Annotated in this window: 5 protein-coding genes and 1 pseudogene; all 6 read right to left on the minus strand. The window is 73.7% G+C overall.

The features are described 5' to 3' along the window. Nucleotides 1–130: 130 nt before the first annotated feature. Nucleotides 131–1,492 (minus strand): hypothetical protein, encoded by a 1,362-nt coding sequence (locus tag HNR57_RS37455; RefSeq protein ID WP_184567604.1) that lies wholly within the window; start codon nt 1,490–1,492, stop codon nt 131–133. Beyond that, nucleotides 1,489–6,579: a non-ribosomal peptide synthetase gene (locus HNR57_RS37460; protein ID WP_184567606.1), complete on the minus strand. Its 5,091-nt coding sequence runs from the start codon at nt 6,577–6,579 to the stop codon at nt 1,489–1,491. Before HNR57_RS37460 ends, HNR57_RS37455 begins: the two co-directional genes overlap by 4 nt. Continuing rightward, the gene (locus HNR57_RS37465; RefSeq protein WP_184567608.1) at nt 6,576–12,257 is read right to left on the minus strand and encodes a type I polyketide synthase; all 5,682 of its coding nucleotides are present in this window, start codon (nt 12,255–12,257) and stop codon (nt 6,576–6,578) included. The genes HNR57_RS37460 and HNR57_RS37465 overlap by 4 nt, the downstream gene beginning before the upstream one ends. Before the next feature lie 181 nt (nt 12,258–12,438). Continuing rightward, nucleotides 12,439–13,293, minus strand: a complete 855-nt coding sequence (locus HNR57_RS37470) for a formyltransferase family protein (RefSeq protein WP_184567610.1) — start codon at nt 13,291–13,293, stop codon at nt 12,439–12,441. A gap of 15 nt (nt 13,294–13,308) precedes the next feature. Beyond that, the gene (locus HNR57_RS37475) at nt 13,309–14,586 is read right to left on the minus strand and encodes a M20 family metallo-hydrolase (protein ID WP_184567612.1); all 1,278 of its coding nucleotides are present in this window, start codon (nt 14,584–14,586) and stop codon (nt 13,309–13,311) included. Between the two features lie 320 nt (nt 14,587–14,906). Continuing rightward, nucleotides 14,907–15,149: pseudogene (locus tag HNR57_RS37480) on the minus strand (MobF family relaxase); the annotation flags it as partial. Between the last annotated feature and the right edge of the window lie 40 nt (nt 15,150–15,189).

The following is a 15,189-nucleotide window of genomic DNA, read 5'->3' on the forward strand; positions in this document are numbered from 1 at the left end:
GAGTCCCGCGCCGGGGTCAGGAACATGCAACTCACCATGCTGAGCGCCGAAAAGCGGAAGAATCCGACGCGAACGGCCGGTGGGCCGCCCCTGATCAGGGGCGGCCCACCGGCCGTTCGCGTCGGTCCCGTCAGGCGTCTCCCCGGTCCACCGAGACCAGCGCGGTGTGCAGCAGGTCGTCCTCCCAGTTGACCACCGGGGAGCGGTGCGCCGGGGCGAGCCGGCAGAAGCTCCCGGCGTACCGCCCGCGCAGCAGGAAGGGCGAGACCACCGCGGTGACCCGGCGCACATCCAGGGCGTCTCCGTGCACGATGGGCACGTCGATCGGGCGCGGTGCGACATAGCGCTGCGCGACCATCGGACACGCCCCCGACAGTGCCTCGTCGACGGCGAGCCGCCACCGTCGCTCGTCCGTCGCGCGCCCCAGGAGCACACCGCGTCCGCCCATCTCGAACGCCGGCTTCAGCAGGTACCCGGCCTGCCGGCGGAGGAGATGGGTGGGCAGGTGCGCCGGGCGGCCGTCCGGCAGGAAAACCGTGCGGTCGGCGACCAGGACGGTGTACGGGACCCGCCGCCTGACCACCGCATGGCTGCCGTGACCGGCCGCCGCGGCCTCCCACAGCCAGGCCAGTATCCGCTTGCTCGCGAATCCGAACGCCGTCCGGGGGACGAACGTCACGGTCCGGGCCGCGCCCTCGATCTCGTGCAGCCGCGCCGCCTGTGCGCCTAGCCGCTCGGCGACCCGCGGCACGTAGTACCGGACGGCGAGGTCGAAGGCGTCTCCGGAACGGTTGCGCAGTCGGCCGGCGACGACCTCGACCCCGTCACGCGGATCCTCGCGGGAGGCGGCCAGACCTTGTCGCCGGAGCATCCGGACCTCGTCGTCGAAGACGGCGTCGGGGTGGGGCTCGCCGGGCTGGGTGACCCCGAGGACGGCGACCCGGGGCGGTTCTCCCTCGTCGCCCGGGGCCCAGGCCCGCAGCGCCGCGGCCTTGTGGGCGTAGTAATCCGGCGCGGTCAGTCGCAGGCCCTCCGCCCTCAGCCGCCGGGCGGCCGGGCCCCCAATGTGAGCGCCCACCGCGGCGGCCATCGCCCCGGCACCGCCGAGCGCGCTGTCCACGTTGACCTCACAGACCCGCCAGCCCTCCGCGCCGAGCACGACATCGGCCCGTACGGAATCGGCCCAGTGATCGAGGTCGGGCGTGCCAGGGGCTGGCCGGCGGTGTTCGACGCCGGCCAGGGCGGCCAGCCGGCCCGGGTCGCCGTCGCAGCGCCGCAGTGCCTCGTCGCGGATGAGCCCCGTGAGTTCCCGGAGGTCTGCGAGGGACGACCGGAGTTCCGCTCGGTCCACGAGCAGCGGGCGGGCGGGCATCCAGCCCTCGCCGTCCGCGAAGGGATGGCCGCGCATCGCGTCCGCCAGGGCCTTCCCCTCCCCCTCGGCTCGCGCGAGGGCCCGCTGCCATGCTCGGGCGGCGTACCCCGCCCCGCTCACGTCCGCTCCGGTGCGGCCGGGGCCGTGGAGCGGGTGGCGAGACCGCGCACCCGACTCACGCGCCGCAGCAGGGCCTCGCGGTCCGGTCCGCCGGTTCGCGGACCGGCCGGGTCGTCCGGCGCGGGCGGCGCGAGCCGCTCCGCCAGGCTCCTGACGGTCGGGTGCTCGAAGAGCAGGTGGGACGGCACAGCCCGGTCGAGCCGGCGCGCCAGCCGGTGGCACACGGTGAGGACAGCCATGGAGTCACCGCCCAGGGCGAAGAAGTCGTCGTCCGGACCGATGGGGCACCGGTCGAGGACCTCCTCCCACTCCTGGGCCACCTCCCGCTCCACCGGCGTCATCGGCTCCAGGGAACCGCGGTCCGCCTCACCCGTGCGGGCGGCGGCCGCGAGCACCTCGGCGCGGTCGATCTTGCCGTTGGCCGTGAGCGGCAGGCGGTCGAGGACCGCGATGCGCGCGGGGACGAGGTAGCCGGGCAGCCGCTCCCGCAGCCAGGCGCGCAGGGCGGCCTCGGTCGGCCGTTCCGCCGCCGGCCCGGCCTCGACCGCGGCGAGCAGCCGCAGGCCGCCGGCCGGGTCGGGGGCGGTCAGCGCCACCGCCTGCCTCAGCGCGGGATGCGCCATGAGGGCGTGCTCCACCTCTCCGGTCTCCACCCGGAAACCGCGGATCTTCACCTGCCCGTCGCTGCGGCCGAGGTATTCGATAGCCCCGTCCGGCAGCAGCCGTCCCCGGTCGCCGGTACGGTACAGCCGGGCGCCCGAGCCGTCGGGGTGGGGGACGAAGCGCTCGGCTGTCAGCTCGGGGTCGTTCAGATAGCCGACGGCGAGCCCGGCGCCGCCGACCACGATCTCACCGACGGCTCCGACCGGCAACGCCCTGAGCCGGTCGTCCATCACCTGCGCGGTGGATCCGCTGACGGACCGGCCCACCGGAACCGACCGGAGTGACGCCGGATCGCGGTCCAGCCGGTGGCAGCAGGAGAAGGTGGTGTTCTCCGTGGGGCCGTATCCGTTGACCAGCGCGCCCCGCGGCACATGCCGCTCGGCCTCGGCGAACAACCCGGGCGGCACTGCCTCACCGCCCACGAGCAGGTGCCGCATCCCCGCCAGGTGGCGAGGCGCCGCCTCGATCATCCGGGCGAACAGCGTGACGGTGAAGAAGCCGACCGTCACGCCGTGTGTGGAGATCGCCGCACAGAGCCGGCCCGGATCCGAGAGGTCCGCGGGCTCCGGGACGACGACGGCGCCGCCGTTCACCAGCGGTCCCCACAGCTCCAGCGTCGCCGCGTCGAAGGAGGAGTTGGCCACCAGCATGGTGCGGTCGCCCCGGTCCATCGGAAGTGTAGTGCTGCCGTGGACGAGCCGCACCACCGCCCGGTGGGGCACCCCCACCAGCTTGGGCGTGCCGCTCGTGCCCGAGGTCGGCATCACGTAGAGCAGGTCGTCCGGCTTTGGACCGGTGTCCGCGTCGGCGCGCACGAGCTCGTGAGCCGTAAGGGAGGGCTCCTCGGGCACCTCGTCCACGAGGACGGTGCCGATGGCCGCCGGCAGCGTGAGCCCGTCGAGCAGCCCCGTCCGGCTGACGACGACCGTCGCTCCTGCCCGCTCGGCCAGATCGTGCAGGCGGGTGCGCGCGTGTCCGGGGTCGAGCGGAAGGTAGGGGCGGCCCAGCCGGGCCGTGGCCACCAGCGCGGCGACCAGATCCGCCGACTTGTCCAGGACGACGACCACGGGACTGCGGTTCTCCCCGGTCCACGGGGCACAGGCGGCGGCCAGCGCGTCCGCGCGCCGGGAGAGCTCGGCGTAGGTGACCGGCGGGCGCCCCGGCAGCACCACGGCCTCCGCGTCCGGCCGCTCGGAGACTCGCCGGTCGAACAGGGCGAGCGTCGTGTCGTCCGTGGCCGTGCCGGGCACCGGGCGGGTCGCCTCGTCGAGCAGCCGCCGCTCGCGTGGCCCGACGGCCGGCAGCCGGCCGATCTCCGCGTCGGGTTCCGCCGCCACGGCGGCCAGCAGCTCAAGGAAGCCGTCCGTCAGGCGCTGCCGCTCGCCCTCCAGGAAGGTGCCGTCGTCGCATACCCAGCGCAGCCGTAGACCGTTCGTCTCGTCCACGAAGAGGGCGAGGTCGTAGACCGCGTTCATCGGTACGTCCGGCCACCGGGTCAGCACCACTTCCGCCGCGTACAGCGGCTCCCTGGCCCCGACCTCCTGAGCGACCACGATGCGGGCGGGCGCCGCGACGCTGCCGCCGCGGCCGAGGGACAGGGGCCTGACCATCTCCTCGAACGGCAGGGCCGCGTGGCGGAACGCCCGCGCCGCCCGCTCGGCGAGCTCCCGGTGGTAGGCGCGGAACGACGCCTCCCGGGGGACCCGGTCCCTCACCGGTACGAGGTTGACGAAGTAGCCCAGCGCGTCGTGGGCTCGCAGGTCGTCCCGGACCGAACGCGCCACGCACACCGAGTTGTCGGGACCGAGGCCCCGCTGGTGCAGGAACGCCTTGAACGCGGCCAGGACGGTGGTGAAGAAGGTGGTCCCCGCCTCGGCGGCGAACTCCCGCAGGGCCGTGACGATATGCGCCGGGACCTCGAGCACGGACTCCGTGGTACGGCGCGGGGCTGGCCCTGTCGGGCGCAGGAGCGGCTCCGGGAGGCCCATCTGATCGGCGAAGCCGTCCAGTTCGCGGGCCCAGAAGGCGCGGGCGACGGAGCTTTCCGGACCGTCGAGCCAGGACCGCTGGGCGCGGGCGGCGGGGCCGGGCCCCGCGCTGGCGAGTGTGCCCCGGGCATCCGGTTCCGCGTACGCGCGGGCTAGCTCGCCGTCCAGGATTTCGGCGGACCAGCCGTCGAACACGATGTGATCGGCCGCGAACAGGAGCACGGCGAAGTCGGGACCGCGAAGCAGTTCGGCGTCCCAGGCCTGGACGGTGACGTCGAGGCGGCGGCCGCGTAGCTGCTCGAGGCGGTGGGTGACCTCGGCTGGCGAGGACACGTCCCGTATGGACCACGGCGCCTCGGCCGAGGCGCGGACGTGCTGTTCCAGCGCCCCGGACGCGTCGGTACGAAGCACCGTGCGCAGTGCCTGGTGACGGTCCGTCACCCGCTGCAGGGCGGCGCGCAGCCGGTGCTCGTCGAGCGGCCCGTCAAGGCGGACGGCGTGCAGCACGGTGGTGTCCGCGCAGTCGGGGTGCAGCTCCCGCCACGCCCACAGGCCTTGTTGTGACGGTGTCGCGGGGAAGACCTCCGTGCTGCCCGCCGCCTGGCCGGTTCCGCCGTCCGCCGCCGGCGTGTCGGCCGGCCGGTCCGCGCAGCGCTGCGCGAGCTCGCGGACCGTGCCGGCCGTCAGCACGTCGGCCGCCGTGGCGTCGAGACCGGCCTCGCGCATCCTCGCCGCAATCCGCATGGCGGCCAGCGACGAGCCGCCCGAGCGGTGGAAGTCGTCCGTGACGCCGAGCCAGGCGGCGTCGAGCACCTCCTGCCAGATGCCGGCCAGCGACTCCTCGCGCGCGTTCACCGGCGGCACCCGGTCGCCCATGCCGTCGGGCCGGGCGGTGGCCTCACCGAGCAGTGCCCGGTGGTCCACCTTGCCGTTGGCGGTCAGCGGCAGGGCCTCCACGACGAGTATGCGCCGGGGCAGCATGAAGGCCGGCAGCCGGTGTGCGAGGGCCGCGCGCAGCTCGGCTGGGTCCACTGCGGCCTCGCTCTCGACCGTGGGACACTCCACGGCGGCCCACAGGGAACGGCCCGCCGGGGAGTCCTGGGTGAACACCACGGCCCTGCGCACGCCCCGCTGCGCGACCAGCACCGATTCGATCTCGCCGGTCTCGATGCGGAAGCCGCCGACCTTGACCTGGTTGTCCACGCGGCCGACGAACTCCAGCTCCCCGTCGGGGAGCACCCGGGCGTAGTCCCCGGTCCGGTAGAGGCGGCGCCCGCTCGCCGGGTCGACGGTGAAGCGGCCCTCGGCGAGTTCCGGCCGACCGTGGTAGCCGCGGGCGAGGCCGGCGCCGGCAACGACGAGCTCACCGGTCTCGCCGTCGGGGACCGGCCGCAGGTCACCGTCGACCACCATGACCTCGGTGGTGGGCAGTGCGCGGCCGATCGGGGTGCGCCGCCACGGTTCCTCGACCCGCTCGGCGTCGAAGAGGTGCAGGGTCGCGACGACGGTGGTCTCCGTCGGGCCGTAGCCGTTGACGATGCGCAGTCCGGGGACGGCACGGGCGAACCGTGCGAGCAGTTCCTGCGGCAGCGGTTCGACGCCCACGAGGACCCGGTCGAGCGCCGGGTCGCCGCCGCGCGCGGCGGCCTCGACCAGTCCGGGCAGCACCCCGGGCGGGATGTACGCGTTGGTCACGCCCCGCGTGCAGAGCTCGGCCCAGAGCCGTTCGGGGTCGGTGAGGAGATCCGTCGGCGGCAGGTACAGGGTGCCGCCAAGAGCGAGCGTCGCGAAGATCTCCCAGACGGACACGTCGAAGGAGGTGCCGCCGACGAGGGAGCCCACCGGCCTGCCCCGTGTGGGGGCGATCTCCTCGAAGCCGCGGAGCATGTTGAGGACGGAGCCGTGCTCGATCTGCACGCCCTTCGGTCGCCCGGTGGAGCCCGAGGTGAACATGACGTATGCGAGGTTCGACGGCGTCACGGACGGCTCGGCTCCCGGGATCGAAGGCCACGGCCTCCCGTCCTCCGGGTCCGGGGGCGCGATCTCGTCCAGGTGCAGGACTGGGATGCCTGGCGGCCCGTCGGCCGGGGGGACGGCGTCCGCGTCCGCGAGGAGCACGGCCCTCGGGGCGAGGTCCTCCAGCATGAGGTCCCGTCGGGCGGGCGGCAGTTCGGGGTCCACCACGCAGTAGGCGCCGCCGGCGTGCAGGACGCCGACGAGGGCGAGGACCGTCCGCGCGGACCGGCCGCCGACGACGGCGACCGTGTCCTCGGCCCGCAGGCCGGCCTGGTGCAGGTGAGCGGCGACGGCCGCAGCCACCGCGCCGAGCTGGCCGTAGGTCCAGCTCCCGGTGGCGTCGTGGACGGCGATGCGGTCCGGTGTCAGGCGGGCTTCCGCCATGACGGCGGCGCCGAGGGTCTCGTACTGCAGGCTCATCGGAGGTCACCTTCGGTCGAGGGGGTGTGGGGGTGGGCGCCCGGTGCCGCAGCCGGTGCCGGCCGGGCGAAGCGCTGGGAGAAGCGGCGGCGGGCCGTCGTCCCGGCGCCGGCCGGCACCGGAGGCTCGGCCACCGCGTCCAGTCCGTCCCGGGCGAGCGCGCCCAGCAGGCCCATCACCCGGTCGGCGAATCGCTGCACCGTCTCGGGCAGGTAGTGCTCGGTGGGGTAGAGCACTTGGAGGATCAGTCCGTCCGGCCCCGGCAGGAACTCGACGCTGAGGCGGAACTTGACCCGCGACTGCGCGGGCAGCCGCAGCGGGCGCATCTCCGGAGCGCCGTCGGGCCGGGATCGGGCCTGCGCGTCGAACATGGTCGCGATGACCGAGAAGAGCGGGTTCTCCGCCCCGCGCCCGCCGAGGCCGGAGACCCGGACGACCTCCTGGTACGGGAGTTCGCTGTGGTCGAGCGCGGTCAGGAAGGCCTCGCGCACCGCCGACAGCGACGCGCCGAGCGTGCCGTCGCCGCCCTCCGGGCGCGGGCGCACCCGCAGCACGACCGGGTCCACGAACATGCCGACCACGGAGTCGAGACCGGGCAGGTTCCGGTTGGCCAGGTTGGTGCCGAGCACCACCTCGTCCCGGCCGCACCATTCGCCCAGGGCAAGGGTCAGCGCGGTGAGCGCCAGCGTGTAGAGCGTGCTGTCCGCCCGCGCGGCGACGCGCCGCAGCTCGGCCAGCACGTCTGGGGAGAGCGTCGCCAGCGCCTCGCCCGCCGCCCCGCGGCTGCCGTCCGTCGCCACCGCGTCCTCCGGCGGGGCCACGGGTTCGATGCCCCTCGTGGCCTCGGTCCAGTGGGCCACCTGCCGTCGGTGGGCGGCCGAGTCGCGGAACCTCCGCTCCGCCAGCACGAAGTCGTCGTACGAGGACGTGGGCTCCGGCAGCGCCGCGGGGCCGCCGGGCGTGAGCAGCTCCTCCAGGTCCCCGCGGATCAGCTCCACGGACCAGGCGTCGATCGCGATGTGGTGGCAAACCAGGAGCACCCGGCTCGTGCGCGACTGCGGTCCCTCGCCGGACCCGGCCACCAGGACCCGTACGGACGCGCTGGTCAGGTCGAAGGGCCGGCCGATGAACTCCTGGGCGTGTGCCAGGAACTCTGACTCACCGCTGCCCGTGAGCTCGACCGACTCGATGTCCACCGCTTCGGGTCCCGTCACCCGGCGGCGCGGCGTCCCGGTGGCGTCAACGTCGTACGCGGTGCGCAGGGCGGCGTGCCGTTCCAGCAGCGCGCGGACCGCCGTCACCACCCGCTGTGGTGCGAGACCCGGCAGGCACCAGCCGAAGGGAACGTTGTAGTTGGCCTCCTGGGGGTCGAGCTGCCAGAGGTACCACAACCTCTGCTGCACGCTCGCGAGTTCGTCGGTGCCGGCCGCCGGCTCCGACGACCGCCCGTCGTCGTCCGGCGTTCGGGCGCCGACGCAGACCGTCTCCAGCTCCCGTACGGACCGGGCCCGGATCAGGGGGGCGAGCGGGACCTCGACGCCGAGCGCCGCCTGGAGTCCGGCCGCGATCTGCATCATCTGCAGGGAGTCCGCGCCCAGCATGCGCAGGCTCTTGTCGGGGTCGTCCGGTGCCTGGCCGAGCACCTTCTCCACCGTTTCCAGGACCGTGCGCAGCATCTCACTGGGCTCGTCCGCGCGGGCCGCGCCACCGTGCGTGACGGTGTCCCGGGCCAGGCGTGCCAGTGCCGCGCGGACGCCCGCGCGCCGTGTCTCGGTGTCCGACAGCGCGGCGACCGCCACGGGGGCGGACACGCGCAGGGCCCGGCGCAGCAGCCAGCTGCCCTCGGCTCCGTCCAGGGTACCGTCGGCGGGCCGCAGATCCGCGCTCCAGCCGTCCCAGCCGATGCTGGTCCACGGCACCCCGGTACGCGCCCGTTCCCTCACCGCCAGCGCGTCGAGGTACGCGTTCGCGCTCACGTACGGGCCGAAGCCGAGGCCGCCGAGAACGGTGGAGATCGAGGAGAAGAGCACGACGAAGTCACAGGCGCGTTCGCGGAGCACCTCGGCGAGCACGGTCGCACCGCGCACCTTTGCCTCCGCCACCCTGGACGAGGGGTCCTCAAGGGCCTCCTGCAGGAGCGGGAATTCCTCGGTGTCGGTGTGTCCCGCGAGGTGGAACACCCCGTCCACCCGCCCGAACTCGCGGTCCGCCTCAGCCAGTACAGCGCGCAGGGCCTGCTCGTCGGTCGCGTCGAGCCTGACGGTCCGTACCGTGCAGCCCCGGCGCCGGGCCGCGTCCACCATCTCCTGCTGGGCCTTGCCGAGGCTCCGCCCCGGGTCACGCCCGGCAAGCAGCACGGTCGCCGGGGCCTCCCGGCTGATCGCGTCCGCCACCACGGCGCCCAACCGGCCGGTGCCGCCGAGAACCAGGTAGGTGCCTCCCTCCCGTACGGCGACCCGCGCCTCCGCGACGGCGGCGCGGTGGTGCAGAGTGAACCGGGTGCCGTTCCGGTACGCCACGTCGCGGGGGTCCGGAGCGGCGAGTTCCGGGAGGACGGCGGTCGCGGCGGCCGCGGCGGTGTCCCGGGCGCCGACGTCCACCAGCTGGGTGCGCAGGCCGGGGATCTCGTGCGGAAGGCAGCGGACGAGGCCCAGCCCGGCGGCGGCCGCGGTCGAGGCTCCCTCGTCCGGCAGGACGGGGGTGAGGCCGCGGGTGACCAGGAGGTATGTGGCGGGCAGCGGGCGCCGGGCCAGCAGCTCGCGGGCCGGGTCCCAGAGCCCTTCGGCGAGCCAGGCGTCGACGTCCGTGCCGAGACGCGGCTCCGGCTGCGGGGCCTGCCCCTTCTCTGCCCACCGCAGGTCCACCACGGCGTCGGCCGGCTCGGCGTCGCCCGCGGGCACGACCGTGCTCCCCGCGTCGGCGAGCAGCCGGGTCACGGCGTCGGCCAGCGGGCCGCCGCGGGTGAGCAGCGCGACCCGGGGCGGCAGATCGCCGAGGCGGCCGGCGCGCGGCGACACGCGCCATTCGGGGACGTCCAGGGTGGCCGCGCGGCGGTCCGCCTTGGCGGCCCCGTCGACATCGGGCCGATGGTTCCAGTAGCGGCCACGCCGGTCGAAAACGTGCCCGGGAAGGGTGGCGAAGGCCTCGCCGGCCGTGCCGTTGACCGCGTCCCAGTCGACCGTCACTCCGTCCTGCCAAAGACCGGTCAGGGCGGTCGCCAGGCCGGCGAAGCCGCCAGCGCCATCGCTTCCGGACACGCTCACGGCCAGCGGCGACGCGGCGTCGGTGGCGTTCCGCAGCAGCAGTCCGGTCAGCGCGGTGCCCGGTCCCGCTTCGACGAAGCGGCGGTGGCCGGCTTCCAGGAGGGTGGCGAAGGCGCCTGCCAGCCGGATCGGCTCGCGCAGGTGCCGGACCCAGTGCTCTGGATCGACCGCCTCCTCAGGCCGCAGCCACCGCCCAGTGAGGGAGGAGGCGACGGGCAGTCGGGGAGGGCGCGGCGCGGCGCGCCGTACGGCCTCGCGGAACGGCGCGATTACCGGGTCCATCAGGGGCGAGTGGAAGGCAATGCCGCCGGGCAGCCGACGGCAGCGGTGGCCGCCCGCGGTGAGCAGCTCCTCGGCCCGGGCCACGGCCCCGGGCGTGCCCGCGAGAACGACGCGGTCGGGGGCGTTCTCGCCCGCCAGCGACAGTTCGGGGCCGAGCAGGTCCTCTACGAGCCGGGGACCGCCCGCCACGACCGTCATCGCGCCCTCGGCGGTGGCCCGCATCAGCCTGTCCCGCTCGTGCAGCAGCCGCATGAGCCCGTCCCGGTCGAAGACGCCGGCCTGGTACGCGGCGGCAAACTCGCCGAGGCTGCTGCCGGTCACGGCGGCCGCCCGGACGCCCGCGGCGGTGAGCAGGCAGGCATGGGCGATCTCCACCGCGACCAGGGCGGGCTGGTACGGATTGCCCGCCGTCGGGGCCCCAGCCGGAGACGTGAGCGGACCGGTGAGGCCGGACAGCAGCTCGGGTCCGGTGTGGCCAAGCACGGCGGCGCAGGCGTCGATCTCCTCCCGGAACTCGGCGAAGCGCTCGTAGATCTCGCGGACCTCGGTGTCGTTCCGGCCGGCCTGGCCGGGGAAGGTCAGCACCACGGGGCCGTCGGCGCTGTCCGCCGCGCCGTTGCTCGGCCGGGCCTGTGCCTCGCGCAGCGCGGCCGCCGCCTCCGCGGCAGTGCGGGCGACCACCGCGGTGCGGGCGGCGTGGACGGTGCGCCCGGCGGCGAGCGTATGGGCGACCGTGCCGAGTGCCGGCGGCGCGGCGCCCTCCAGCAGCTCGGTCAGCGCCTCCGTACGGCGGGCCAGGGCTCGGCTGTCGTGCGCGCTCAGCGGCAGGACCACGGGGGCGGTGGGGTGGGGGGTGGCCGAGGCCGCCGCTTCGGGCCGGTAGCGCTCCACGATCGCGTGGGCGTTGGTGCCGCCGACGCCGAAGGAGCTGACGGCGGCCCGGCGGTCCGGCTCGGGCCACGGTTCGGCCTCGTGGGGGATCCGGAACGGCGAGGTGTCCAGGTGCAGGTCCGGGTTCGGCTCGCGGAATCCGGTGAGCGGCGGGAGCACACCGTCCCGGACCGCGCACACCGCCTTGATCAGTCCTGCCACGCCGGCGGCCCGGTCCAGGTGTCCAAAGTTCGACTTCAGCGATCCGAGGGCTGCGAAACCGGTCCGGTCGGTGAAGAGTTCGTATGCGCGGCGGGCTGCCTCGATCTCGATCGGGTCGCCCAGCCGGGTACCAGTGCCGTGGGCCTCGTAGTAGCCGATGCTGTCGGCTTCGACATCCGCCAACGCGAGTGCCGTGGCGATGACCTCGCTCTGGCCGCGCGCCGTGGGCGCCATGAAACTGCTCTTGGCCCGGCCGTCGTTGTTGGTGGCGGTGGCGCGGATCACGGCGTGCACCGGCCGTCCCTGGGCGAGCGCGTCCTCGAGCCGCTGGAGCACGACCACACCGGCGCCGTTCGCTGGCACCGTGCCGTTACTGCGCGCGTCGAAGGGCAGGCACCTGCCGTCCGGGGAGGCGATCATCCCCTCCTGGTAGACGTAGCCGCCGTGCTGGTCGGGGTCGAGGGAGACGCCGCCGGCGAGCGCGACGTCGGTGAGTCCCGACCGAAGGTTCTGGGCCGCCAGATGTACGGCGACCAGGGAGGAGGAGCAACCGGTCTGGACGTTGACCGCCTCACCGTGCAAGTCGAGGAGGTAGGCGACGCGTGTCGCGAGGAAGTCCGGGCTGTTCGCGATCATCCGCTGGTAACGCTCGTTCTCCGAGCCCGGGCCGGACAGCGCGGGCCGGTAGCGGCTGGGTGCGGACGCCGCATAGACGGAGACGACCTCCTCTCCGCCGGGCACGACGGCTGCCGACTCCAGCGCCTGCCATGCCAGTTCTAGAAAGACACGGTGCTGCGGATCCAGGAGTTCGGCCTCAGCCGGTGATACGCCGAAGAACTCGGCGTCAAAGGCGTCGGCGTCCTCCAGCAGGCCGGACGCGGCGACCCGCCCGCCCGCCTCGGCCTGCGTGTCCCATCGGGACACGCAGTCGTCGCCGGCCACGCAGTGGGCCCAGAACTCGTCGATGTCCGCCGACCGGGGAAATCGCCCTGCCATGCCGATCACGGCTATGGGGGCGAGAGCCTCGTGTGCTGCGTTCATGGTGTGGTTCGCTCCTCGCCAAAGGGCCCGGCGGCGAGGGCACCGCGGGAGCGCGGAGCCCCTGCCGGGCGGGGTGTGCTGCCGTCCGCTCGGGACGCGCGTGCCCGTGCCCGGCAGCCGCTGGATTCACTGAACGGAAGGGCGCCTCGACCGCGCCCCTGGGCCGGTCGCGACGGCGGGCTCAAACTGCCGTTGTTTGTCGCTTCATGTCGACGTAACCGGCCACGGCGGCCGCCCTGCGTGACGGGTCGAAGTCCTTGCTCCGGAAGTCGCGGTCGTCGGGAGCGACGACCTGCAGACCTGCGGGCAGGGTGCCGGTGCGCCGGCTCACGTCCCGGGCGACGCCCACCAGCAGATCGAACGCCGTCCGGAAGGAGGCTCCTTTGCACTCCCAGAGGGACTCGAAGGCGAACGGGTCAGGCAGCCGCTCGGCGCGTATGAGCGGACCGGTGTCCACCCCGTTGTCCACGAAGTGCACCGTGGCACCGGCGCACCGCCGGAAGCGTTCCAGGTCGCGCTGGGCAGCGACCTGCTCGGTGGCGTACATGCCGCGGGCGTGCGGCAGCACGGCGGAGTGGCCGTTGACGATCCGGTCGGGAGCCAGCTCAATCCACCACGGCGCCAGCAGGCGGTCGAGGAATACGAAGAAGTAGGGGGCGGGCTCCCGGCGACACAGCTCCTCGGCCCAGATCCGGACGTCCGGGGCGTTGAGATTCTCACCGAGTAAGCCGAGACGCCCCGGCAGGTCCTCGGGCAGCGACGGCACTCCGTACATATGGAGCATGGCCTCGTCCGTCTCGCCTAGGTCGTCGTAGAGGCGGCGCAGCTCCTCCCGTTCGCTGGGGGCGAGGGTCCGTTTTCCGGCATGGGCCCGGTGGAAGCGGACACGCTGGCGGTAGAGACCGGCTCGATCAGGGTCGTCGCGCACGTAGACGCCGCCGAACGAAGGCGAGGCGCCGAACTCCTCGAGCCACTGGGACATCAGATAGGTCGCGTGGAAGCTCCCCTCCGACATCAGGACACACGTGGACTCCACGTCGGTTCTCCTTTGTCATTCCTCGTCGGCGAGGCTCAGGGTCGTGGCCGCGAGAAGGTTGATGGCTCGCGCGCAGGACTCCACCGTGGAGTACTCGCGCGGGCTGTGGCTGATGCCGTCGTACTCGCCCCTGGCGAAGACCATGACCGCCGGGCAGACGGCCGCCATCTCCTGGGCGTCGTGACCCGCGCCGGAGAGGATCGAGCTGTGGGTCAGGCCGAGGGCCTCCGCCTCGCGGACGGCGATCTTCTGGAGCCGGCCGTCGAAGGCGACCGGCGAGGTCCGTGCCATGCGGCGCGTGGTGATGCGCAGCCCGTTCTGCGTCTCCTGCAGCCGGTCGAGGTAGCGCGCGAGGTGTTCCTCCGCGCGGACCATGCACTCCTCGTCGGGATTGCGCAGGTCGACCTTGAGGTCGGCCCTGGCGGGGACGATGTTGGTATCGCCCGGATGGAGAGTCAGGTGTCCCACGGTGGCCCGGAGGCGACCGTAGTCGCCGCTGTCCACCATGGTGCGAAGGTGACGCACGATCTCGGCGGCGACGAGACCCGCATCGGCGCGCATCTCGGTGGGGGTGGCCCCGGCATGGGCGGCGTGACCGTAGACGACGATCTCCTGCCACGAGATGCCCTGCGTCCCGGTGACGACCCCGACGTCGGTGCCCGAGCGGAAGAGCAGCGGGCCCTGTTCGATGTGGCATTCGACGTAGGCGTACGGCGATGGGTCGAGCCGCACGCCGTGCGGGCCCGCGAAGCCGATCCGAGCCAGCTCGTCTCCGAAAGTGAGGCCGTCCGCGTCCGTCAGGGCGTAGGCCTCCTCCAGCGGGATCCGGCCCGCCGCGACGGCGCTTCCGAGCATGTCGGTGCCGAACCGGACGCCTTCCTCTTCGCTGAAGGCGGCGATCATCAGTGGGCGACGCGTGGTGATGCCGCGTTCGTTCAGCGTACGGACGATCTCCAGGCCTCCCAGGACGCCCAGGCAGCCGTCGAAGGCGCCCGCCGTGGCCACGCTGTCGATGTGGGACCCAATCATGACCGGCGGGGCGTCCGGCACGGTGCCGGCCCGGTGGCCGTAGATGTTCCCCACCGCGTCGACGCGCACGGTGAGGCCGGCCTCCTCCATCCAAGAGACCAGCTTGCGGCGCCCTTCCGCGTCGGCGTCGGTGAGCGCCAGCCGACGCACACCGCGCAGACCCGTCTGCTCGTCCTCGTACGCGCCGATCTCCGCCAGCTCCATGAGCGACCGCCACAACCGGTCACCGTCGACGGTGACGTGCTCGGGTACGTCACAGGGCATGGTTCTCCTCAGTGCCGGGGTGTCAGGGATTCGGACCGCCCGCGCCGTACGCCCGGCAGCGGGACTTTCCGATCATGTCGGCCGCCCCGCAGGGACTCCACAAGCACCACGGATCAGTAACGTGCACGGCAGGAACCTGAGTACCACCTGGATGACGCCCGCTCGTTCGCTCCCCCCGTCTGATCACGCCTGTCGGTATCCGGTGGCATCCTTGAGGAGCCGTCGGAACATGCTGCGCCGCCACCGGCGCACACCCTGGCGCTACGCTCCCCCTGTGGTGCACGTCACAACTGCAGGGCAGAAGGGGGCGTGAGACACCTACGCCGGTACTTGCCGCCGCTCCCCCAGCGGACCTCCGCGACCGACTCCTCCAGCCACGCCAGCGCCTTGTCCCGGCCGATGTCCTGACACTGCTCCAGCACGCGGTGCTCCTCATCCAGCAGCGTCCACGCGATCTGTGCCGTCGACTGCGCCCGGAACGTCAGGTCCATGGCCAGCCAGGGAGACCGCTCCTTCGCCGACTCGGTGGCTTCCGACTGGTTGTGCTCGATGGGCCTGCCCATCACCGTCGCCCGCCGCGCCTCAGCCGGGCTCTTGCCCTCC

The sequence above is a fragment of the Streptomyces paradoxus genome, assembly GCF_014202475.1.
Lineage (GTDB): Bacteria > Actinomycetota > Actinomycetes > Streptomycetales > Streptomycetaceae > Streptomyces > Streptomyces paradoxus.

Excerpts from the sequence above, each read along its gene's own strand:
- HNR57_RS37460 (WP_184567606.1), bottom strand. The coding sequence starts at position 6,579 with ATGAGCCTGCAGTACGAGACCCTCGGCGCCGCCGTCATGGCGGAAGCC.
- HNR57_RS37465 (WP_184567608.1), bottom strand. The coding sequence starts at position 12,257 with ATGAACGCAGCACACGAGGCTCTCGCCCCCATAGCCGTGATCGGCATG.
- HNR57_RS37475 (WP_184567612.1), bottom strand. The coding sequence starts at position 14,586 with ATGCCCTGTGACGTACCCGAGCACGTCACCGTCGACGGTGACCGGTTG.